Genomic DNA, 25,883 nt, shown 5'->3' on the forward strand with positions numbered 1-25,883 from the left:
GAGGGTGATGGTATTGTGACGATTACATCTATGAAAGAATTGTTGCAGGATGCAACGACCAAGGGCTATGCAGTACCTTGCTTTAACGCGATTAATTCAGACATGATCCGTGGTATTGTTCAGGCGGCTGAGGAAGAGCAGTCGCCTGTCATTTTGTGCCATGCTGAAATTCATCTGAAATATTCCACTTTGGAGCATTTAGCCCCGATTCTCCTAGAAGAAGCCAAGAGAGCGAGAGTACCTGTTAGTATTTTGCTAGACCATGGTAAGAGTTTTAATGCGGTTATTAAGGCCATGCATCTTGGTTTTAACGCTATCATGTTCGATGGTTCGGAATATGAGTATGAGGAGAACGTGCGCAGGACTTCGGAAGTCGTGCGGATCGCGAGCCAGCTTGGCGTCACTGTTGAAGGAGAACTTGGCTATGTGACACGCCCGAAGAGCGGTGGCGCCGAGGGGGAGGACGACGATACGATCATCGATGATACGTCCCTCTATACCGATCCGGCACAAGCTCGCAACTTTGTGGAGAGAACGGGCGTAGATGCTCTAGCTGTCGCTTTCGGCACGGTACACGGTATCTATCTGAAAGAGCCTCAGCTTGATCTTGATAGGCTTGAGCGCATTCGACAATCGGCCGGTGTGCCTCTCGTTATGCATGGGGGCTCGGGGCTGTCACAAGAGGATTTTGCACAGTCAATCGATAGAGGGATTGCCAAGATCAATTACTATACAGGCATGGCATTGAACGTTGCGGAGCGATTGAAGGAACATATGGCAAGGGCGGAGGAGAAGGTATTCTATCATGATCTCATGATGTCATCCATCGCTTACTTCCGGGAGGATGCAGCCAACATCATGCGCAGCTTCCGAAGCAATGGGAAGGCGTAGCATTGGTCATTCTTAGTTAACATAAATCAATAGGGAGGGCATCAGAATGAGTGCAACAGCAGCGTCGAATCGATTAATAGGAGATATGCCAAAAATCGGCATTAGGCCGACCATTGATGGCAGAAGAGGAGGTATTCGTGAGTCTCTGGAAGCTATTACAATGAACTTGGCCAACCAAGTTGCTCAATTATTAAGTGAGAAGTTAACTCATTCGAATGGGTTGCCCGTGCAATGTGTTTTGGCAGATACATGTATTGGTGGCGTAGCTGAGGCTGCTCAGACGGCGGCTAAGTTCGAACGTGCAGGAGTAGGACTTACTATTACTGTAACTCCATCCTGGTGTTATCCTATGGAAACGATAGACACGAACCCATCGATACCTAAAGCTATTTGGGGGTTCAATGGTACGGAACGTCCCGGGGCAGTTTACTTGGCTGCTGCGAATTCTGCCCATAATCAGAAGGGGCTTCCCGTATTCAGTATTTATGGAAGCGATGTTCAGGACATAGAGGATAGCAGCATTCCCGCTGATGTAGAGGAGAAGTTGCTTCGCTTCGCTAAAGCTGGGCTAGCGGTAGCTACTATGAGAGGGAAATCTTATTTATCCCTGGGCTCAGTGTCCATGGGTATTGCTGGTTGTATCGCGGATGAGAGTTTCTTCCATTCATATCTTGGGATGAGAAATGAGTACGTTGATATGACGGAATTCGTAAGAAGGATGGATCTGGGGATTTATGACCGGCATGAATTCGAGAGGGCGCTTCAATGGACGAAGGAAAACTGTAAGGAAGGTGCGGATGTGAATCCTGAGCACCTGAGGCGAACCTCAGAGGAGAAGAAGAATGATTGGGAAACCGTGGTCAAGATGACATTGATTGCGCGTGACCTCATGATTGGCAATCCGATATTGGATAGGATGGGTTATGGGGAGGAAGCACTTGGGCATAATGCAATCGCTGCAGGATTTCAGGGACAGCGCCAGTGGACGGATCACTATCCGAATGGGGATTTCATGGAAGCAATTCTAACTTCCTCCTTCGATTGGAACGGTATCCGCGAGGTATATATTATGTCAACAGAGAATGACACCTTGAATGCGGTAACGATGCTCTTCGGTCATTTGTTAACAGGGTCAGCACAGATTTTTGCTGATGTTCGTACCTTTTGGAGTTCGGATGCCGTAAAGCGAGTGACGGGCAAAGAGCTAACTGGTATGGCACATAATGGGATTATTCATCTAATTAATTCTGGTCCAGCAACATTAGATGGAACAGGTCGCCAAAGCAAGGGCGGTCAGCCTGCAATGAAACCATTTTGGGAGATTACAGCAGATGAAGTGCAAGCATGTCTGGATGCCACAACTTGGTGTCCTGCGGTCGATTTCTTTCGTGGAGGCGGGTTCTCAACAGATTTTCAAACATTGGGGGGGATGCCCGTCACAATGGCTCGCATTAATCTGATTCAAGGCTTGGGTCCTGTGCTTCAAATAGCTGAAGGCTATACAGTGGATATTCCAGAGGATATTCATCATGTATTGGATCAAAGAACGAACCCGACTTGGCCAACGACCTGGTTCGTTCCGAGCTTAACGGGCGAAGGAGTCTTTAAGGATGTGTATTCGGTCATGAATGCTTGGGGCTCGAACCATTGCGCGTTAAGTTATGGACACATTGGAGATGATCTAATCACGCTTGCTTCTATGTTGCGTATTCCTGTTAATATGCACAATGTTGCAGAGGAACGCATATTCCGACCAAGCGCATGGAAAGCTTTCGGAACTGCGGGGCTTGAAGGAGCGGATTATCGGGCATGTCATCTGCTAGGTCCATTGTATAAATAAGTAACTTGAAGAAAAGTCAGAGGTGAAGCCTCTGCTTTTCTATTGCATAATGTTATTTCAACTTTAGTGCTTACGTGCCATGTCTATCAGATTTATGGATTGCGAGTATCAATATGATACATAAATGAGAGGTATTTCTTTAAAATGTACAGTTTTTTTTTTAGACAAAGCTATTAAAATAAAACTATCTTGGAAGGAGGTGATGCGTTGATAGAGTTAGTACCTAATAGGCCTAGTTCTATGCTGATAATTATGGAGGAGACAAGCCCCAGTGAGGAATGCTTTGAGTACAAAGAACCGATTACAAGGAGGACAAAAGATGAGGGGATTTAAGCACTATCTTTCCGTGATAGTTGTGGTAGCCGTGTTGCTACAATTACTTAATATTACAGGGTTAGGACTTAATCAAGCATTTGCGGCTTCAAATGCTTTTTACGTTTCAGCAGACGATGGCAACGATAGCTGGACAGGAACATTGTCAGCGCCGAATTCAGGATTAACAGACGGACCGTTCAAAACGATCAGTAAAGCAAAGTCAGTAGTAAATGCACAGATTGCCGCTAGTGGTATGAATGCAGATATTACGGTTTATGTGAAAGGAATACATGAGGCTCTAAATGGCCTAACCTTTGGCCCAAGTGACTCCGGGGTGTCGGGGTATAATGTGGTCTATACCAACTATCCTGGTGAAAATGCGACGATCACAGGATCGAGCCGATTGACAGGCTGGACCTTGGACAGTGGGAATGTCTATAAGAAAACGGGAGTGAACTGGACTTTCCATACGCTTTATGAGGATGGTGTGCGTTCGGTTAAAGCGAGGTATCCTAATCAGTTGAGTTCAGGTGCAAACGCTTACAGTAGGGTTGCAGATAAAGTAGGAACCACTTCCGCTTCTAAATCGCAGTTCATATATGCATCCGGTGACATTCCTTCCGTAACTAGCTTGACCGGGTTGGAAGTATTTATTTGGCCAGGCAGCGATAGTGGTGAAGTGAACTGGAAGACGAATACGATCAGTGTTTCGGCGCTAGATACAACAACACGACAAGTTACACTAAGCTCCAATGCTCAGTACACGATAGGTGCAGGTTCGCGTTATCTGGTTCAAGGAAAGAAAGAATTTCTGGACGCACCAGGTGAATTTTACCTAGATGATGCTAACGACACGTTATACTATTGGCCACGGGGCAGCGGTAGTATCGAGAATCTTGTCATTGAGGCTCCTAAGACGAACCATCTTCTGAATTTCGTAGGTACGAGCTCCACTGCGACCGTTCATAATATTCGGCTAGAAGGACTCACGATAAAGAACACAGATCGTGACAAAGATACGATCTATATGAAGTATGCTCAAAATATTACCGTAAAAAATAGTGAAGTTTCCAATTCAGGTCTAAGCGCTGTCGAGTTTGACACGTGGGCTCAGAACAATGTGATTACTGGCAACCATATGTTTAATCTTGGATACAGCGGCGTTAAATCTTGGGCCAATAGTTCAACTTCTGTGCAAGTTGGAAATAACGAAATATCCAACAACTACATCCACGATGTCGGTCAATTGAATGGAGAGGGCTCAGGAATTTATCTGGATAAGTCTTCGAATAACAGCATCAAGAACAATCGAATTTTTAATGCATCCCGTTGGGGAATAAGCATTTATTCGCCGGTATCATCGGCTACTCCGGCTGTTGCTACTACAGATTCCCAGTCGAACATCATTGAATACAACGACATTTCAAACGTGAATAACGATTCGCAGGATACAGGCGCGATCTACGCGTTTGGGATGGGACCTAACAACATCATCCGCAATAATATCATCCACGACAACCAGGTAGCATTTTCATTTGCATCCGGTATTTATTTGGACGACGATGTGTATAACACGAATGTGTATAACAACATTCTGTACAACAATAACAAACAAGGTAAGGGTCCATTTACCGATGTGATCGCCAAAGGAACCGCCAATAAATTCTACAACAATATTATCGCGGATAATGATAATTATGTAGATTATGGTCCCGGCGCATTCGACACGAACAAGCTGGGCAACCACACGAACAAGGACATTGAAGTGACGTCCAATATCGTGTACAACTCGACCAATCAAATCTACACCTTCGTCAACTGGCAGGACGATCGTTATGCGAAGGCCGAGAACAACACGTGGTACAATGCGAACGGCATATACGGGACTCGAGGCATGTATTACGTGGACGGTGGAAAAACAATAGAAGACTGGCGTCATACGTTAAACGACAAGTATGATCAGTTCAGTCTGACGACCGACCCCTTGTTTGTGAACGCGGGCAGCTCGGATTACCGTCTGCGCTATGACTCCCCTTCATACGGATTGGGCTTCGTGGACTTCAACATGGAGGATATCGGTCTGACTTCCAGCTATACGTTAGGGAACGCAGAAGAAACGTTGGATCGACTCTTTGTACGCAACTCTTCGGATTCGGTGAACGATGCGAATTTGTCGCTCAATGTGAATGCAACGGCACAGCTTAGCTTAAAGGGACGGACGACAAGCGGCTATATCGCTAATCTATCGAATGCGACGGTTAGTTATGCGAGCAACAACACGACAGTCGCGACGGTCAGCTCCAGCGGACTGATTACAGCGAAAGCAGCGGGTGTAGCGAAGATAACGACGACGGTGACCAAAGGCGGAGTAACGAAGACGGCGGACATGTATGTCATCGTAGCGGATGCTTTGAGCAGCTTAAGCATTGCCGCTTCGGAGACAGGCATGACTGTGGGCGGTACGGTGAAGCTGCAGACGACGGGCGTGACGACGCAAGGCCAAAAGCTGTCGCTCAGCTCGGTAAGCTATAGCAGCAGCAATACCAGCGTGGCGACAGTGAGCTCACAAGGCGTGGTCACAGGGGTAGCGGCAGGTACAGCGACGATTACGGCGTCTGCGACGGTAGGCGGTGTGACGAAGAACGCGACGATCAACGTAGGCGTGTACAGCGCGACTCTGAAATCCATCAGCATCAACTTTGTTAATCAGATGCTGCAGTACGGAGGGACGGATCAGATTACGGTAACGGGGACGCTGTCTGACAATTCCACGGCAGACCTGACCAATGCGACAAAGCAATTCTCCATCGACAGTACAGCGGCGACAGTGAACGCTACGACGGGCGCGATCACGGCGGGCAATGCGCCAGGATCCGGACGTATTACGGTCAAAGTCACGTTGAACGGAGTCACACGTACGGCAGCAGATAGTGTGGTCGTCTATGGGACAGAGGCGCTTCCCACAGGTTGGAGTATTTTAAACGTGGGCTCGGCCGTTGGCGCCGCATCGTACTCGAACAATCGGTTCCACATTGCGACGAACGGCAACGATATTAACGGTACGGCAGATGACGGGACGATTATGTATCAGAACGTGTCGAGCACGAATTTCTCGGTAGTAACTCGTATCGATAATGTGTCCTATTCCCATCCAAATGCCGCAGCGGGACCGGATATCCGTGAAGACGCGACAGCGGGCTCGAAATCGGCATTCATCCGGATTACAGCAGATGGAGGCGGTCGCTTGCTTTATAGAACGGCAGCCGGCGGTTCTACTTCGCAGATTTATTTCTCGTCGAATGTAAGTTTCCCTGCTGATGTAAAACTAGAGCGCAGCGGTGATACGTTCATAGCTTCCTATTGGGAGAATGGCAATTGGAAAGAGCAAGCACGAGCTACGATCACGATGAATACGGCGGTGAACGCAGGCTTGGGGACGATCTCCCATGATCCTCATGATTACAGCCTGATTGACTCCTCTTACATGTGCTTGACGACAATTGCCTGCAAACCGATGGCGCCGATTCAAGCGCAACCAGTGTCAGGCGATACTCAGATTAAAGTGAGCTGGGGCAATGTCGACGGAGCCACGGGCTATAAGGTGAAGTATGGCACTACATCAGGCAGCTACACGAGCACGACCGATGTCGGCAACGTCACAAGTAAGACGTTAACGGGGTTAACGAACAATACGACCTACTATATGATCGTTACCGCTTATAACGCGACAGGCGAGAGCATTGTATCTAACGAGATGAATACGAAGCCTTTCTCGGCTAGCAGTTTAGCGGCTCCATCATTAAATAATCCAACGACCAGTGATGCTCAGGTCGGTCTGAGCTGGAGTGCTGTTAGTGGCGCGACTGGCTATAAGGTGAAATATGGGACGGCTTCGGGAAGCTATAGCACAACCGTAAGTGTGGGCAATGTTACAAGCTACACGGTTTCAAGCTTAACCAATGGCACCACCTACTACTTTGTGGTTACTGCTACTAACAGCACGGTGGAGAGCGCTTATTCCAATGAAAAGAACGCAGTCCCTAATGTTGGCCTGCCTGCTGCTCCCGTTCAGAATTCGGCTGTACCTGGAAATACCAAGGTAGATTTGAGCTGGGGAGCTGTCACTGGTGCAACGGGGTACAAGATCAAATACGGTACTACGTCGGGAAGTTATTCGACGACAATAACTGCGGGTAATGTCACCAGCTACTCGGTAACCGGCTTAACAAACGGCACTACTTACTACTTTGTTGTGACCGCTACGAACAGTGCAGGAGAAAGCGCGAGCTCGAACGAGAAAAGCGCAGCTCCTATAGCTCCTCCTGCTTCGCCAGTGCAAAATGCACCGACAGCTGGTGATTCACAGGTGACAGTGAACTGGAGCGCATCGACTGGGGCAACCGGATATAATGTCAAGTATGGCACGACCTCGGGAACCTACAGTACAACGGTGAACGCAGGTAATGTCACCAATACGACCATAACGGGATTGACCAACGGTACGACGTATTACTTTGTCGTCACCGCGACGAATACAGCTGGAGAAAGCGGCAATTCCACGGAAAAGAGTGCAACACCGAACGTCAGCATTCCAACGGCACCCGTTCAGAATGCCCCTTCTGCCGGGGATGCCCAAGTTACGGTAAACTGGAGTGCATCGATAGGAGCTACGGGTTACAAGGTCAAGTATGGAACAACTAGCGGCAGCTATTCGACCACGGTAACGCTCGGCAATGTGACAAGTACTACGATAAGCAGTTTGACAAACGGCACTACTTACTACTTCGTTGTGACCGCGACGAATAGCGCAGGGGAAAGCGGAAACTCCACGGAGAAAAGCGCTACCCCTTCAGCGGCCACTTGGACTGGGTTGGATATCGGCACGACTGGAGGGTCTTGGAGCCAAAGCAGCGGTGTTTATACCGTAACTGGAGCGGGCAACGAAGCACTGGCTACCAAGGATCAATTCTATTACGTGTACCAGCAGGTAAGCGGCGACTTCTCAATGTCGGTCAAGGTAGAAACTGTACAAAATACGAATGCTGCTGCCGCTGCCGGGATTATGATTCGCCAGTCGACTTCTGATAATGTTCAGGAAGCTTATATTGGTTATCAGTACAATGGATCAATTCAGGTTGGATCGAGAGCAACAGTTGGTGGTAATGAGTCGAATACTGCATACGCAAGCAACTCAGCCTATCATTACTTGAAGGTAACCAAGTCAGGGTCAACATTCACCTTCTACAAGTCTACAGACGGTGTAGCCTGGACAACCATGACAACGAAGACAGTCTCATTAACGGATCCGTTCGATATTGGCTTGTATGTATCAGCCAAAAATAGCTTTACCTTGAACACAAGTACAATTTCTAATGTAGTAATCAACTAATCCATAAAAAAGACCTGGAAGCCATGCTTCTGGGTCTTCTTTAGTTCTTGTTGTTAATGGCTCAGGGATGTCATCATTTAAATTGTATAGTATTCAAGCGTAGTTTCTTCTAAAAATACAGTATATTTCACATTATCTTTTTGCAAAAATAAGATTAAGAAATAGAAAATAAAAAACAGCAAGAGGTGAGCGCAATGGACCAAAGTCCCCTAAATCCAGAATTGCCAACTCTAGGAAAAAGTAACATCGCGACGGAAGTCCCAGGGAAGGCACGAAAGAACATGAAGAATAAGGAATGGAAGCTGTTTTGGAAAAATCGTGAGCTTTCACTTTTGTTCCTGCCAGGTTTTATATATAAACTTGTGCTTGCCTATTTACCAATGATAGGAATCATTATTGCTTTCAAAAATTATCGGTATGACCTAGGTATTATAGGAAGCAAGTGGATCGGGTTCAAAAATTTCGAATTCTTTTTCGCTTCCCAGGATGCCTTTAGAGTAACACGCAATACTATTTTTTATAATTTAGGGTATATGACCATTACGACCATAGCTGCATTAGCTTTTGCGGTCATGCTTAATGAAATATCTCAACGATCTGTTAAAGTATACCAAACTATTATGTTCTTACCTTATTTTCTATCATGGGTCATAGTCAGTTATATCACGTATGCATTTCTTGATTATAACAGCGGTTACATCAATCATTTTCTGCAATCTATTGGACTTGCTCCTAAACAGTGGTATTTGGACTATCGTCCATGGCCTTACATTCTTAATGCAGCTCACTTGTGGAAGGCAATAGGTTTTTCCACGCTTGTGTATTATGCAGGCATCATTGGTATAGATACCGACTACTATGAGGCTGCTAGAATAGATGGCGCTTCAAGGATGCAAATGATTTTTAAAATCACGTTGCCAATGTTAACTCCTTTAATTGTTATCTTATTGATACTAGCTATTGGTGGTATGTTCAGAGGAGATTTCGGATTGCACTATTTCATACCAAATAACTCAGGGCCTACATTCCCGACTACTGACATTATTGACACCTATGTCTATCGTGCCTTGCGAGCTCTTGGTGACATTTCTATGTCAGCGGCAGTTGGATTCTATCAATCGGTGGTTGGATTAATTCTTGTTGTTGGGGCTAATTATGTCGTAAAGAAAATGAATGATGAAAATTCTTTATTCTAAGGGGAATTACAATGCGAACAACGGTGAGACCCATTCAGTGGCCTACTTTTCTAATTAACCTCGTTTTTATCATAACTTCATTAGGAATTGTGCTCCCTTTTCTGTTAGTTGTCTCTGTTTCATTCACAGATGAGAAGAGTATTTTAAATCATGGATATCAGTTTATTCCAGAAGTGTTCAGTTTAGCAGGTTATCAAGTCATCTTTGAAGCTCCGATCGTTTTGTTAAGAGCGTACGGTGTGACTACTCTAATTACAGTTGTCGGGACGACATTGAGTTTATTGCTAACTGCGATGACTGGCTATGTCATATCTCGAAGCGATTACCGCTATAACCGTATAGCCACTTTTTACATATTTTTTACGATGTTGTTTAGTGGTGGCTTAGTTCCTTTCTATATATTAATCACACAGTATTTGCACCTTAAGGACTCCATATGGGCGCTTATTATTCCCGGCTTGTTAAATCCTTTCAATATCATTGTCATGCGAGGCTTTTTATCCAAAATACCGACGGAAATTATTGAATCTGCCAAGATAGATGGAGCCAAGGAATTCCGTATTTTTTTCACAATGATCCTTCCACTAGCCAAACCGGCTTTAGCTACACTGGGTTTATTTATCTCATTCAGTTATTGGAATGAATGGTTCAATGCGCTGTTGTTTATCGATAATCACAACTTATACACGCTCCAACTATTGCTGGTCAATGTTTTAAGCCAAATTGAATTTTTACTATCCCAACCAGAGATGATGCAAGCTTTGCACATAAGTGTAGCTGATTTACCGAATCTTTCAGCCAGAATGGGAATGGCTGTATTAGTTGCGGGCCCAATGCTTTGTATATTCCCCTTCTTTCAGCGTTATTTTGTCAAGGGTTTGACGGTTGGTTCACTAAAGGGCTAATGATAGGCTTATTAGAACGTTTGGAATAGAAACCCATGAAGGAGGTGATGGAAGAGGAAGTCGGGCGGTTTCTATTCCGTGTTATGATACAAGTATTGAACACATTTGCTTGTCCATTCTACTTATTTTCACAGAGGGGGATCACTCATCAAATGAAGAAAACTAAAACGTCCTTAGTAGCTAAACTTATGCTTGTCTCATTATCTTCCGTACTTGTTTTAAGTGCATGTTCAAAGAGCACCACGACTACGGGGTCAACTGCTCCTAGTCCAACTGCTTCTGCCGCGTCTGAGCTAAAGCCAGTTGATTTGGTTTGGTATTATCCAACTCCGAAAGACGTACCGGATGTTCAGCTTGTCGAGGACGAATTGAACAAAATTACGAAGGCAAAAATTAATGCGACAATTAAGCTTAAACCTGTGTTGTTTGGAAATTATGATCAAAAAATGAATACAGTCATCGCAGCTAATGAAGATGTTGACATTGTATGGACATCAAGCTGGAACTTCAAGTTTGATCCGAATTTCGATAAAGGTGCTTTCTTGAAGTTAGATGACTTAATCAATAAATATGCACCTACGGTGAAGAAAACGTTTACTGATACTATGTGGGACAGCGTTAAGAAGAAAGGTGAAATCTACACGATTCCTAGTTATCAAACGATGACCAGGGTGCCGGGATTTACCATTCAAAAACGCTTTGTTGATAAGTATAATTTCGATATTACCAAAGTAAAAAAGCTGGAGGATTTGGAGCCTTTACTTGAACAAATCAAAAAGAATGAGCCTGGGATAGTCCCTTTTGCATCAGATAATCGTGGATTCTTCAGTACAGCCATAAACGGTATTGGTGAAGACGGAGGAATTGCTTACTACAAAAAGGATCCAACTAAAGCTATTGATTACGTAGCTTCCCCTGAGTACAAGCAATATCTGGAGACCGTGCATAAGTGGTTTGCAGCTGGCTATATTAACCAGGATGCCCCTACACTGAAATCATTTGACCCTATTCGTGCCAAAGGTGCAGCTGCTGTATATTTCAACGCAACAAGCAAACCAGGTGGCGAAGCAGATGATAAGCTTAAGGGCGGCGGCTTTGATGTCGTTTATGTAACATTAGGTGAACCGATGTATACAGGTGCTAACACAACAATGAATGCTATTGCGAAGTCTTCTAAAAATCCTGAACGTGCGATGATGTTCTTGGAGCTAGTGAATTCAAATAAAGATATCTTTAATTTATTAGGATTTGGTATTGAGAATAAGCATTACAAGAAAACAGGCAACAATGCAATTAAAATTGATTCGGCTAGTGGGTATTCCGCTAATGCAGCATGGGTATTCGGTAACGTTACGAACGGTTATCTTCTTGATGATCAACCAGCTGACACTTGGGAGAGGACAATAAAACTGAACACTACTTCGAAGGTTACTGCTAATAATGGGTTTAATTGGGATGGCGCAGGATTCAAGACAGAAGAAGCCTCATTAAATTCCATTAATGAAGAGTACAGTGCAGCATTGTCTACTGGCGCTATTGATCCTGCTGTCAAATACCAAGAATTCCTCGATAAGCGCATTAAAGCAGGTGAGGACAGAAAACTTGGTGATCAACAAAAACAACTGGGTGAATGGTTGAAAACGAAAAAATAATAATTAGTGTAAAACTGCGAATCTGCATGTGGATTCGCAGTTTTACACTTTATCTATTCGTATATCTCATTGATTAGTAATTGAGATAGAAATTGCTCTATGTTAGAGTTATAAGGAAGCAATTAATAAGGACATAGTCAAGCTCCTGCAGAGGCGGTACTTATGAGTCTAATTAAATTCTATAAGTCAAGGAAATACTTGCAAAGATTATTACTTTCTATATCGATTCTCTCTTTATTATTAGTCATTACATCTTTTACGGTTTATGTGTATTCGGAGAGAACACTGCTTAATATAGAGCACGATGCAAATCGTAAAGTACTGACACAAATCAATTACAATATCTCTAACATGAATCAGATTGTCAAAAATTTTGCAATAAGTGCTTTTCATGATAATAGTATTCAGTGGCTTTTGAATTCGCCGGAAGATGATGTCTTTACAACAATACGTTCTATTTCGCAGCTGGATAAGCTAACAGAAGCTGCATCCGCATTTTTGAAAACAGCAGTGGTATATAACAAACGAACAGGACAATATATCCCAGGAAATCATGGACTTGTCCCTAACGAGGAAATGATAATTAACCAATTACGGTCCTATATGGAGCAAAAGAAAACCATTCCCAAGTTTCAATTTATACCGATGAGTCTCAATAACTCACTTGCGGTCGCGGATAAACCTATCGATTTTTTCGCTTCTTACATGTATGTATCTGATAGTAGCCTTTCTCCTGATCAAGCGCTTATTCTAATTATTAATCCGAACTGGCTGTTTGAAAATATTGAAATTTTAAACAATCTTGCTGACCGACAACAAAGCGATTTATTTGTAATGATTGGCAACAATATTACGATGAATGCTAAAAGTAAAAAGTTGGAACCGCCCAATAAGCTTAGTCAATCGGTTATGGATCACTATAGAACAACAGGAAATTCTTTTGATTACTGGGTAGCGGATACCGATCTAGGTAAACAAGTTATTACTTATATTAGAAACGAAGCGAATGACTGGACGATCGTTAATGTTATTCCTTATGAGGTGCTCCTTAGCAAGCTAAGGGCGATGAGATATACTACTGCAGTTGTTACGTTATTATTCTTACTTGTGTCTGGTATTGCCACTTTACTTATTTCTCATCGGCTATATAGACCTATTGAGCGGTTGTTTTCACAATTCAGCGGAGAATCGGAGGATAAGGGCAAGGGTTCAGACGAAATAAATTATATGTCTAATGTATATAAACGATTAGTAGATGAGCTCCAAACGGCACGTAAAGAACAATTGGGTAAATTGGACATCGTGAAATCCTATCAATTAAGACGTTTATTAAATGAAAGCCCATACATTTCAAAAGAAGAGTTCCATGATGTTGTTTCACAGTCAGGCTTCCGTATTGCTGTCAGTGGGAATTACTGTGTAATTGCTTTCAAAATCGACAACTACCACCCCAACAATGTTACAAATAGTGAAACGGAGAAACAGCTAATTCTTTTTGCTATATCGAATATCGCAGAAGAATTTATTGCTACAACTTATAGATGTCAAACTATGGATATAAAAAATGATATGGTAGTGCTGCTTGCCAGCGATATTGACGGACTACTCATGGAGCAACAGCTTATAGGTCTGCTTAAGGAAATTCAAACCACTGTCTTGAAGTATTATAGAATCTCGGTCACAGCTGCTGTAAGCGAAATAGTTTCCAATTATTCAGAAATTAGCGGAGCGTTCGCCCGCTCACAGCAATATCTCCTTTATCGCCTGATATTCGGTCACCTTTCTATTATCTTGCCCGAAATGGTTAAGGTTAACTTTTCAAATTCCGATAATCTGTTGCCACCCGAGCTGGAGCGCAATTTGGTCGAAGCTATTCATTCTTGTGATTTAGCTAAGGTAGAGGAGCATTTACTAACCGTTATTGGAGTGCTGTCTAAGTATAGTTATGACCAAATCATCCATTCCCTCTTCTATATGAACATGTTGTTCAAATACAACCTCAAAGAAGCAGGATTTACGAGTGATGAGATTGAACAAGAGCTGAGCATTCTAAGCCAATCTATTCTCGAAACGGAAACACTGGATCATATAAAGAAATCATGGATGATCTTCTTTGGGAAAGTATGGAAGAAAAACTCAGAGGGGACCGATCGATACTCTCTTCTTATTCAAACCATTAAAGATATTATTGAATCGGATTATAATGATCTGAATTTAAGTCTAAAAAGTATCTCCGACATGTTGAGAATGTCGTCAGTTTATGTGGGCAAAATTTTCCGTGACAGTCAATCGAGCTCGGTTGCTGAATTCATTAATGAAACAAGGCTTAGACATGCGCTGCAATTATTGACAGATCGTGAACTTAATATCGGGGAAATTATGAAATTAGTCGGTTATGGGAACGAAAGCCAATTCTTCCGATTGTTCAAAAAAAGATTTGGCATGACGCCAAAGGAGTACAAGTTAAAAATACAAGTTGAAAATGCAAGAGAAATAAACCGTTAGTGCATAGGCACTAGCGGTTTTTCTTATGACATTAAGTATTCATTCTTGATGTTTAAATAATACAGTCAATGGCTTGGTCAAAATTAAAAAATACAGTGCAAAAAGATCATGTATTCTGTGAAAATGAATGTACTCAGAAAATGAGGATGTCGGTAGTTAATCAATAGGGGGATTCTCATGGTCGATAATATACAAACGATTACGCTTAGAGAACTCAAACGAATGCTGGAGGAAACAAATACGGATCTAAATTTTTCACTATTCTATGAAGCAAGGAACACACAATCCTGGGCTAAAAGTATGTTGAATCCAAATCATGCAGCGCGTTGGGAGATGATTCGCAACCAAGGTGAAATCTATTTGAGAACACCGATCGAACCGCTGCTTTACTCCGAGTTCATATCGTTTGGAGCAACCGGAGAAAAGCAGCCATTCGAGAAAAAATATTTTGAACGGAGAACGCGTATGGCTTTATTAGCTCTTATGTATATGGCTGATAAAGAGAATAAATGGTTAAGGTCTTTAGAAGATATAATTTGGGCGATTTGTGATGAATTTACTTGGTGCATACCAGCCCATGTGGGTTTATATGTAAATGAATATCCCAAAGGTATTTGGGATCAGCCGGAGCCGCCCCGTGACAATGTTGATTTATATGCAGGGGAAACTGCCTTTGCACTGGCAGAAATTATCAGGTTGCTCGAGCATGAGCTGAGCCCTTGGGTGGTAAAGCGGGCCAAGAAGGAAATCGATCAACGCATATTTCAAGTATATTTCAACGAACAGGCTCCGCAGAATTGGGAGATGAAGACAAACAATTGGCCTTCTGTCTGTTCCTCCTCTATTGGTGCCGCTGCCCTTTATTTGGTTCAAGATCCAGCACGTTTAGCTGGTATGTTGTGGCGTTTAATTCAAGTCTTCAAACAGTATTTAAGCGGATTTGACCGTGACGGGGCGACGCCAGAAGGGATTGGATATTGGCAATTTGGCTTTGGATTTTTTGTTTATTTTGCTGAATTACTGCGTGAACGAACAGGAGGACAGCTGCAACTGCTTCAAGATAACCATGTTAAGGCGATCACACAGTTTCCATATGCTTGCATGTTATCGAAGGGGAAAGTTGTTAATTTCTCCGATACGATGGAGAGCCAAGACTTTTCACCGGGTCTATTCGCACGCTTGGGATTGCAGCTTGAACAAGAATTGTATGCTGTTGAATCGAAAGTAACCATGCCACGCTGTTGGGTAACGATTAGCAGGGATTTACTTTGGTCTGTTCCTCCAGCCATAGATAAAGGCGATTATAATGTAATTCCAACGGGCCGATACTATTTTCACGATGTGCAATGGTTAATTTCTAAGCATAGTACCATGAAGGGGCTGACAGCATTTGCCGCCAAGGGGGGCCATAATGGAGAGCCTCATAATCACAACGATCTTGGTCACTTCATTTTGCATGTCAATGGGGAGAACGATCTGACGGATTTAGGTCCTGGATATTATACGCGTCAATATTTTGCTCCAGATGAGCGGTATCTGCATTATCATACAGGCTCTCAAGGACATTCGGTACCAATCATCGATGGCTGTTACCAAGGAGAGGGTAAGGATCGGGCTGCGGAGCTGATTCGTTATGAACCTAGTGAGGGACAAACATATTTGCATCTTAATCTTACCAAGGCTTATCCATATGCAAACTTGCTTCGTTATGAGCGTCAGTTTATATGGAGTAGCTTATCGGAGAATAACTTCCAGCTCCGACTCATAGATCAATTTAAGTTTCAACTTCCCCCGAAATCCCTTGTTGAGGTATTTGTTTCACAAAAAGAACCTGTTCTCGTTGCAGACGGAGTTATCCAGATCGGTTCTGTTCAGCTTCAGTATCATGCGTCAGATTGGGAACTATTCCTTGATCATCAACGTGAAAAAATACTAGCACAGACACACGTATATAAGGACATCTGGCTTGTGATGCTGTCATGCAGATGTTGTGATAAGGATATCATAAGCGAATTTATTTTCACATGCTAACAATCTTGCCAAAGAATGAGGAAACCAGGTGAAATTTTTTTCAAACGTGAGTACAGATCAAGGACTCAACGATTTTCCAGCGAACCCCTGTAATTTATTAGATACCTATGTAGCAAAAGACACCCAAGTACACAAGCTAAAGGAAGGCGAAACTTATCAAGGTTTTTCCGGGAACAGAGAAATGGTCTTTGTTGTACTAGGAGGCATCGCGGATTTTCGAGTAGGAGCTTCGTCCTTCCCTGGCGTAGGCAATCGGCTACCATTTGCAGGGAAGCCATGGAGTGTATATGTGCCTTGTGAAACTGCATTTTTACTCCTTGCTGTGACGGATTTTGAAGCGTGGGTCTGTTCATTTCTTGCGGACGGTACATCTTTGGAGCCTTGCGTGGTGGGCCCTGAATAAGTAAAGAACAGAAGATGGGGAGCCCTTAATTCGTACTGGGATACGTTTCCCCCAAGTAAACATACGTTTGGCATCTTATAAATATGGATAGATAACGGGTGAATCTAATGAACAAACATTCCAACAACGCTGTATTCCGTGGAAAACGGGGGTACTTAATTGATTTTCACCGAGGGGATTTCCCTGAGGTTCATTTTCGGGGATTTGACCGTGAGCAATATCGGGAATTAATGAAGAAGGCTCAGATCGATAATGTCATGGTATATGCGAAGGACCATTGGGGTTGGTCCTACTACCCGACCCAAGTGGGGGCGATACACCCGAAGCTGGAGGAGAGCGATTTTGATTTTATTGCTGAAGTGAAGGATGTGGCTGAATCAATCGGTGTTGATGTGTGCCTGTATTACAGCATCGATACGGATCATTGGGCAGCTACCTATCACCCGGAATGGAGGGCATTGGATCCATATGGGAATCCAGTTCGAGCCGGTTCTAAATGGATGCGTTGTTCTATAGCCCATGAATTCGGGGATTACTGTCTAGGGCAAGTTAGTGAGTTGCTGAAGAGGTACAAGCCGAAAGGATTGTTCTTTGATTGTTTTCCTTCGGTGCTGTGCTTTTGTTTGGATTGCCAACAACGCTATGAGAAGCTAACGGGTGACAAGATGCCTCTAGGTGAACAGGTCCACCAACAGTGGAGAAAGCTTCAGCTTTATGAGGAGGAACATTACTGGCTGCCTTTTGCGCAAAAGCTAAGACATTTGTTCGATACGATTAGCCCGGGCACTATGCTGACAACCAATGGTTGCAACGCGAACATGCCAAGATCGGTACGTGAGCTGTTGGATTTTCACTTCGCAGAGCCGTGGGCAGGGAACTATTTGTCAGCGGGCTTCGTACGCGATGTTATGACTTCAGCTCAGATCGGCCCCGGTGATGTAGGGATGGTTTACGATCGAACACCGACTTCCTATTTACTTAGGGAGTTGCTGAGCATAGGTATGCAGGGGGCAAGACCATTCCTCTACAGTGAATCAATGCGACCGGATGGCAGCTTGGAAATTCATGATTGGGAGCGAATGGGTGTTGCGTATCGTCAAGTGAGCCAAGTAGAACCATTCTGGAACGAAGCTAGGCCTCTTGTTGATATTAACTTGTTATATAGCGATTCATCTCATCAGTTCGCGCCCGAACGCAATACTTTCAATCAGAACTGGTGGGAACGTGGATCCAAGCACTTGACAGCATTACAAGCGGGCATGACGCTTGCCGCTTCTATGCATCGTAGTTACCAAATTATTAACGGAGATGAAGAGAGCTTTGATCCAAAACACATCATTATTGTGCCGAATTCTCAAGTTCTTTCTTTAGAGTTATGGAACAAGCTCAAGGTTTATGTTAACAATGGCGGGACTCTGCTTGCTTGTCTAAGTGCTCCCCCGGTTGATAGGGATGGAAATCGATTGGCGGATAACCACCTGTGGGAGGAGCTTTTCGGGGCTGTATTTCTTGAGGAGGATTCGAGATTTAGTCGGAATCATGTGAGTAGCTATTTGCAAGTCAGCGTCAACTCTAGTTTGCTAGCGGATTTTGCTAAGCACCCTCTTGGAGTTGTGGGCTCCCGCTTAATTGTCCAAGCAACTAAAGCCGAGATTTGGGCGGATTTAGTGGAACCAATTTTTGAAGAGGATATTCAGGCAGAGAAATGGATGGCATGGCGTCCCCCGGCTCCTTCGGATGTTGAGATCGGACCAGCTATTTTGCATAATCAACTAGGGAAAGGAAGAACGGTGCTGTTTACCTTTGATGCACTTTCTATGTCTGGAGCGAACGTCCCCATGGAAACGGGGCTCGCCATCCAATCTGCGCAGCGCTGGTTTTGGCCTAAACAAATGCTTGCGCGTGTGGTAAATGCGCTTTCAAGGCCACAAATTACAGTCGATGGACTACCAGAGCAATCCTACGTTACTTATATGTTGCAGGACGGCCAACTTTGTGTTCATATTCTAAACGATGGAGACTCTCCTCTGGTTTATGGTACGAAATTGCGTATCAATTGTTCTCTTTTTTCAAATATCACATCTGCTGATCAGCTTTATCCGGAGGTGTCTGCTTTGGAGATCAAGGCAGAAGGTGAAGATATAGTCGTTAACCTTCCTCCACAAAGTCTGTATAACATTTATAGAATTCTATTATCCTGATGGCTAGATAAGTATGAATCATAATGATGACACTAGGAGGAAGCTATATGTTTTGGACATTTGATAAATTATCCTCCCGAATGAAGGAATTGCTCTATTTTCCTTATCGTTATAAAATCGCCATCCCCTCATTTCTAAGTCAACTTGATCCCGCTGGGGCTAATGGACAGCGTCCGCCTAAAGATGGGGAATGGCGCGAAATGAAACTTGGCGATAGATGGAAAGGCCGGGATATATATATATGGCTGAAAGCGGAAATACAGATTCCCGCGGACTGGTCAGGTAAGAAAATTGTCGGCTTATTCCAATTCGGCGAAACGAGTGAAGGGAATACGTCGGGCTATGAGGCGCTGCTTTATATCAATGGTGAACCGTATCAAGGGATAGACACGAACCATCGGGAAGTGTTTCTACCTGACCATGTGGTTGGGCAGCGAGTATTGCTCGAGTTTCGAATCTGGTCCGGCATGGGCGGAGGCGGTCGACCGAAGGAATCGGAGCACCAACTTGTGCAAGCAGAGCTGGCGTGGTTGGACGAAGCGACAGATGATCTTTATTTTACTTCAAAAGCGATGTTGGAAACGATAAAGCTTTTACCTGAAGTAAACCCAGAGAGACAGATGCTCTTACAAGCACTCGACCGTGCTTATCGCTATATCGATTGGTCCAAACCAAATACGGAGCTATTCTACAATTCTATTAAGGAAGCCTCTGCTTCCCTGCATAAAGAACTATCTAAGTTTGACAAGCATCATCATGTTCACATTCGTTGTATCGGGCATACACATATTGACCTAGCCTGGTTGTGGCAGCTGAAGCATACACGTGAGAAGGCAGCTCGTTCCTTCTCGACCGTTCTTCGACTCATGGAGATGTATCCGGAATATATATTCTTACAGACACAGCCGCAGCTTTATGAAGATTTGAAGAGGGATTATCCCAAGCTATATGAGCAGATCCGAGAAAGGATTCGGGAAGGGCGATGGGAAGCGGGAGGCGCCATGTGGGTGGAAGCGGACTGCAATCTCATCTCTGGTGAATCGCTAGTGCGTCAGCTCCTGTTTGGAATCCGTTTTTTTGAAGAGGAGTTTGGTGTCTCTTGCAACTATTTATGGTTGCCAGATGTGTTTGGCTACAGCTGGGCGATGCCGCAAATCCTGAAGCAATGTGGAATTGAAACCTTCATGACGACCAAAATCAGTTGGAACCAATATAATCGGATGCCGCATGATACGTTCAAATGGCGAGGAATTGACGGTACAGAAATACTGGCGCATTTCATCACAACATCAGAGAGCGGGAAGGAAAACCGCTGGTATACTTATAGTGGCGAGCCAAAACCATCCATGGCACTTGGGATTTGGGAGGCGTATCGGGATAAGGATCTTACAAACGAGCTGTTGCTCTGTTACGGTTATGGAGATGGCGGAGGCGGTGTGAACCGTGAAATGCTGGAAATGCGAAGGAGGTTGGAGAAACTCCCGGGACTTCCACAAATGACAACCGGACGTGCAGACGAGTACTTCGCTAGCTTACAGAAGCGGGTAGCCAATACTGATCAATACGTACACACATGGGATGGCGAATTATATCTCGAATACCACCGTGGAACTTATACAAGCCATGCTTATAATAAAAAAATGAATCGTAAGATGGAGCTTCTTTACCGCGAAAGTGAAATGTTGAGTGTCTTGAGCAGCTTACAGCGTTCATCCTGGGACGAATATGATCAGAAGAGTCTGAATGAAGGCTGGAAGATCGTATTGCGCAATCAATTTCATGATATTATTCCAGGCTCATCCATTCGCGAAGTATATGAGGATTCTTGGAAGGAATATGCATTGGCCGAATCGATAGGATTAAAGGTCAGGAAAGCCGCTTCCGAGGCCATCTTAAGCAAGCAGGATGCTCATGCCTATACCGTATTTAATTGCTATTCGAAACCTCGTACGGATTTCGTGTTTCTTCCTGAAGACTCTGATCCCAAAGTGTGGCGGGATTCAAAGGGGATGTTGCTGCCAGCCCAAAGAAGTAACGGTGGGTGGCTCGTTGAAGTGCAGTCTGTCCTCTCTATGGGCTATGAGACCATTCACGGGTTATATCCACGACTCGATGCAGTGCAGGAAGCGAGAGATGATTCTCCTTTTCAGTGGAATGAGAACGGCTTAGAGTCACCCTTGTATATATTGGAATGGAATGATTGTGGACAACTGACGCGAATCTACGATAAAAGATTGCAAAGAGACGTTCTTGCTAATCAAGCGAGAGGAAACGTCTTTCAGATCTTTGAGGATCGGCCGATGATGTTCGATGCCTGGGATATTGACTTGTATTACCAGGAGAAAATGCGAGAGGTTACCGAACTTCGTTCTATTCAATTAGTCGAATGTGGGCCACTTAGAGCCATAATCGAATTTGACTGGGTATATATGGATTCCTCCATCCAACAAAGGCTGATTGTATATGCAAACAAGCCGCGCATCGACTTTGATACATATGTTGACTGGAAGGAACGGAAGCAGCTGATGAAGGTCGCCTTCCCGGTTGATATCCGGGCGACAGAAGCGACTTACGATATTCAGTTTGGGAATGTGAAGCGTCCGACACATTGGAACACCAGTTGGGACTATGCCAAGTTCGAGACGGTAGGCCATCAGTGGGCCGACCTTTCCGAGCATGGGTATGGAGTCAGTCTGTTAAACGATTGTAAATATGGCTATGACATCAAGGATAACATTATGCGATTGACACTCATTAAATCAGCCACATGGCCTGATAATCAAGCCGACAAATGTGAGCACCGCTTTACCTATGCAATATTGCCGCATGGCGGCAGTTGGCTCGAAGCTGGTACGGTTGATGAAGCATGGGCGCTGAATAATCCTTTCACTTATGAGCAAGGTGAGGCGTTGAATAAGTCACTTTCATTGTTTCAAATATCAGGGCACCCTTATGTCAGCATCGCTGCAGTAAAAAAAGCGGAGGACAACGATTCAGTCATTCTTAGACTGCATGAGTATGCAGGGGCAAGAGGCACTCTGGAGATCACAAGTGACTGGGACCTCCAAAGCTGGCAGGAATGTGACCTGCTGGAAAGGCCGATAGCCATGGCGGAAGGGAAATCAATGAGTAGTCGTATTCAGTTCCAAATCAAGCCTTATGAGATCAAGTCATTTCTTGTTCGATTTCAAGAAGGGACACCTCCTTCGGCGAATAGTTTATAAGCCGTGACGTTAGCTGTATGGAGCTTTCTTTGCAGCTAGAAGCCGTAACAAAGGATTAAATCAGTTAAGGAGGTCACCAGATTGAAGCCTATCCCCGTTGAGATCACTTTTTGGAGCCGCGGAGGTCTTACTCCTGAAGATCAACAATTAAAGGTGTCTCAGAAGTCGTTGGATGAAGCATTCTATCCTTATGAGAAAGAAGGACGTTATTATGCGGGAAGAATGAGTGTTCCGCAATCAGGTGCACTGGTCTTGGAAATAGTCAGCCCACGACCACTGCGTATATGGATCGCTGGTACACTTATTCTGGATGAGGACTTGTTTTGGCGCTCCTTTCAACGAGAGGTTAGAGCGGCGATTATTTACCCATGCCAAGCTCCCGGTGAGCTTTCGTTTCTTGTAGAAACAGGAGATTTACCGCAAATTCCTGACCATGTTATGAAGCATTGTCCTTCTCGCAATCGAGAAAGAGTACTGGATGAGATAAAGAGGATGAACCCGGATATGTTACAGCTGACGTGTCACCTTTCAACGGAAAGCGCGCCCCCGGCCGTTTCACTGAGGTATTTTCCAACTCAATATGTTCAAAACGGATGCTTATGGCAGCATGTAGCTTTACGACCCATATATGGATTGTTTGATCATGCACCGACCACAAAGCTACACGAGCTAAGCCCCAAATCTTCTATGCCGCTTGCATTGCGTTCGACTATACCTCCTTATGATGCAAGGGAAGCAGACCATAAGGAAGCGATAGGCTATCGTCATTATTATGTACCGGTTTCGTCACCTTTGCATCATGTGCCTCCCCTTCGATCTTCTGGTTTAGAGAAGAGGCCGGAGCCTAAATTGGAAATATCACAGACATTGACTCTTACCATTGAAGGTAAGAAGGGTAAAGTGAATGTGAACATGCCTGCCTATGAAAGCTTGGGGAGATTGGCTCCTAAGCGAGACTTTACTCCAACAGTATGGCCTGAATATGACACTATCAAAGATGATTTGCCGAAGCCGATCTTACCCTTAAAGTGGTCCGGATTTGCTCGTCTCTATGATGCCGCTTGGCAAATGCTGCTGTCCCTGGTGCGGACACCGCCAGCAGAAAGCGGCTTGCCTAATCCTTACATTGCGACGGCCTTAGATTCTTTCTGGCATGAAGTGTTTGTTTGGGACAGCTCTTTCACAGCCATGTGTACGGCGTTGGGGCATCGCAAGCTGCCTATTTATGATACGCTCAATATGCTCTATTCCCGGCAGTTTGACGGAGGGTATATACATCGAGAGCACGATGTTCGTACGGGACTTCCGGTTCTTTTCGAACCGGATTTTGGTCCGAATCCACCGCTGTTCTCTATTGCGGAGTGGACCATTTTTCGAATGAATGGAAATATCCTGAGACTTCAGGATGTGTATCCTGTACTCAAGGGGTACCACGAGTGGATTTACAATAACAGAAGGCTGCCGGATGGAACCTATTGGACAACGGGGCTTGCTAATGGTTTGGATAATTCACCATCCTTGGGTTACGGATATCCGGATTTAACGGCACAGATGGCACACGATGCAGAGACATTGGGCGAAATTGCGCGTGTTTTAGGTTATGAGGAGGAAGTACGCAGGTGGGAAATAGAGGTTGAAGAAACAGCCGCTGCATGCAACCGATGCTTATGGGATGAAAGTAACCAATTCTACTCAACCTCATTGGAGCAGGGCGGCCATAATGCGAATAAGGTAGTTACCGGATTTTGGCCGCTTTGGGCGGGGATTGTTCCTGAAAATAGAGTTGAATTGCTTGCTAAGCATCTGAAAAATCCAGACAGCTTTTGGCGTCATCATCCTATTCCAAGCTTGGCCGCAGATTCCCCTCAGTTCGAATCAGGAGGAAACTACTGGCGTGGATCGGTTTGGGCACCGACTAATTATGCCGTCATTCAAGGCTTCGATCGCTCAGGTCAGCATGCTTTGGCTTTGGAGACTGCTGTCAGACACTTGGAAGTTATGACAGAAGTTTTCGATCATACGGGTAAGCTTTGGGAGAATTACGGTAGTGAAGCATCTTGTCCAGGCAATGTAGCTCAGCAAGCGTATAGTTGGACCGCACTGGGTCCGATTTCTCTATTAACTGAAGTGGTTCTAGGCTTAAAGCCTGAGGCTCATCATAGAATTCTTAACTGGCAACCGCCCGCTGGGGAAACTATAGGCATACAACGTTACCCTTTAGGAGCAGCTACCATCGATTTGATGCTTCACATATCCGAGAGTGCTACTCAACTTAGGGTAAGGACAGACAAAGGCTTCACACTCCGTCTTTTTTGGCAGAATGCATGGATAAGCTACAGCTGCGTACCAGGTAATTCTCAATGGAACTTGGAAGTGGGTAAATAGGAGGCAACGGAATTGGAATATACGAAGTTAGGGAAAACCGGGTTTCAGGTTTCGAAGCTTGGGTTTGGTGGAGCTCCGCTGGGTGGCGATATGGGAGGAATTAGCTATTCGTAAGCAATATCTGTGGTACATAGAGCGCTTGGCCTGGGCATCAACTTCATTGATACGGCCCCTTTATACGGGAGAGGGGAGAGTGAAAGAAGAGTTGGTCTTGCACTCAAAGGCAGGCGTAAACAGATCTTTTTGATACCATTCAGTTTTTTGCTTGATACATGCTGATCGACTATACAGCAAAAGATGAGCTGCTGCCTCTTGCCAATAAGCGGAATGTGGGGATTATTAATGGGGATTTTGGCAGATGCCCCTGCCCCTTTCCTGCACAATTCAGGTTCGCTGCTCGACGAGGCGGAAAGACGTATGAAGGAGATCTCTTTTCTTCGTAATAAAGAACCGAAAGGATTGGCGGAACCAGCTATGCGATTTAGCTTAGTGAACCCCGACATCCATATAACGTTAACAGGGACTACCTCCATTCGTACTTTAAAACGCAATGCTTTTTATTGCGATGGAATAGGATTGGGAGAGGAAGAGGAGCAGAGGGTGCTGTCTTTGTTTACTGGAATGCCCTTGTTCCCTTAGTGAAACTATAGACTAATGTTATAAAATGACTTATATGCATGTTACAAATAATGTATCAAACAAATATGACTGTCGCGATTGTATGTGTATCGAGCAATGTCCAGTAAAAGGCGATTAGACAGGTAATAGTCGAAGAATAAGACCTTCTCTTTTTTGAATCCTTGTTCACGGGGAACAATGTATGAGGCTTTTAGGAGGATTAATCCTGGATTGTAATGTTCTTCATGAGGACATCTTTCTTTAAAACAAAGTGGCCGACCTAAAGCAAAGCAGCAATACCTTGTCTTTGAAGTGTAAATGTCAACAC

Annotated in this window: 14 protein-coding genes; all 14 read left to right on the top strand. The window is 44.4% G+C overall.

The genetic code is table 11. The features are described from left to right. Positions 1-15 precede the first annotated feature (15 nt). The 14 genes from MJB10_RS03650 to MJB10_RS03715 all read left to right on the top strand — a co-directional run bounded on the left by MJB10_RS03650 (position 16) and on the right by MJB10_RS03715 (position 25,576). Entirely contained in the window at positions 16-891 is an 876-nt protein-coding gene (locus MJB10_RS03650; protein WP_314801824.1) for a class II fructose-bisphosphate aldolase, read from the top strand. 46 nt (positions 892-937) lie between these two features. Next, complete coding sequence (locus MJB10_RS03655; protein WP_314801826.1) at positions 938-2,731, top strand: L-fucose isomerase; 1,794 nt, start codon at positions 938-940, stop codon at positions 2,729-2,731. A 319-nt stretch (positions 2,732-3,050) separates the two neighbouring features. Continuing rightward, positions 3,051-8,435 carry a fibronectin type III domain-containing protein gene (locus tag MJB10_RS03660; RefSeq protein WP_314801828.1) on the top strand — a complete coding sequence of 1,795 codons (5,385 nt, stop codon included), beginning with the start codon at positions 3,051-3,053 and terminating at the stop codon, positions 8,433-8,435. Positions 8,436-8,629: 194 nt separating this feature from the next. Then, a complete protein-coding gene (locus MJB10_RS03665; protein ID WP_314801830.1) occupies positions 8,630-9,631 on the top strand; it encodes an ABC transporter permease in 1,002 nt (333 codons plus the stop codon). Positions 9,632-9,642: 11 nt separating this feature from the next. After that, positions 9,643-10,536: a carbohydrate ABC transporter permease gene (locus MJB10_RS03670; protein ID WP_314801833.1), complete on the top strand. Its 894-nt coding sequence runs from the start codon at positions 9,643-9,645 to the stop codon at positions 10,534-10,536. A gap of 152 nt (positions 10,537-10,688) precedes the next feature. Continuing rightward, a complete protein-coding gene (locus MJB10_RS03675) occupies positions 10,689-12,188 on the top strand; it encodes a DUF3502 domain-containing protein (RefSeq protein WP_314801835.1) in 1,500 nt (499 codons plus the stop codon). A gap of 351 nt (positions 12,189-12,539) precedes the next feature. Next, positions 12,540-14,693 carry a helix-turn-helix domain-containing protein gene (locus tag MJB10_RS03680; RefSeq protein ID WP_314801837.1) on the top strand — a complete coding sequence of 718 codons (2,154 nt, stop codon included), beginning with the start codon at positions 12,540-12,542 and terminating at the stop codon, positions 14,691-14,693. Between the two features lie 222 nt (positions 14,694-14,915). After that, entirely contained in the window at positions 14,916-16,724 is a 1,809-nt protein-coding gene (locus MJB10_RS03685; RefSeq protein WP_314801839.1) for a heparinase II/III domain-containing protein, read from the top strand. 28 nt (positions 16,725-16,752) lie between these two features. Next, a complete protein-coding gene (locus tag MJB10_RS03690; RefSeq protein WP_314801842.1) occupies positions 16,753-17,127 on the top strand; it encodes a 5-deoxy-glucuronate isomerase in 375 nt (124 codons plus the stop codon). A gap of 107 nt (positions 17,128-17,234) precedes the next feature. Then, positions 17,235-19,328: an alpha-L-fucosidase gene (locus MJB10_RS03695; RefSeq protein WP_314801843.1), complete on the top strand. Its 2,094-nt coding sequence runs from the start codon at positions 17,235-17,237 to the stop codon at positions 19,326-19,328. A 47-nt stretch (positions 19,329-19,375) separates the two neighbouring features. Then, a complete protein-coding gene (locus MJB10_RS03700) occupies positions 19,376-22,552 on the top strand; it encodes an alpha-mannosidase (protein ID WP_314801844.1) in 3,177 nt (1,058 codons plus the stop codon). 81 nt (positions 22,553-22,633) lie between these two features. Further along, on the top strand, positions 22,634-24,937 hold the full coding sequence (locus tag MJB10_RS03705; RefSeq protein ID WP_314801845.1) for an MGH1-like glycoside hydrolase domain-containing protein: 2,304 nt from the start codon (positions 22,634-22,636) through the stop codon (positions 24,935-24,937). A 123-nt stretch (positions 24,938-25,060) separates the two neighbouring features. Next, entirely contained in the window at positions 25,061-25,216 is a 156-nt protein-coding gene (locus tag MJB10_RS03710; RefSeq protein WP_314801847.1) for an aldo/keto reductase, read from the top strand. Positions 25,217-25,264: 48 nt separating this feature from the next. Beyond that, positions 25,265-25,576 (top strand): aldo-keto reductase family protein, encoded by a 312-nt coding sequence (locus MJB10_RS03715; RefSeq protein WP_314801849.1) that lies wholly within the window; start codon positions 25,265-25,267, stop codon positions 25,574-25,576. Positions 25,577-25,883 lie beyond the last annotated feature (307 nt).

Origin of the sequence: Paenibacillus sp. MBLB1832, assembly GCF_032271945.1 — a bacterium.
GTDB classification, from domain to species: domain Bacteria; phylum Bacillota; class Bacilli; order Paenibacillales; family NBRC-103111; genus Paenibacillus_E; species Paenibacillus_E roseopurpureus.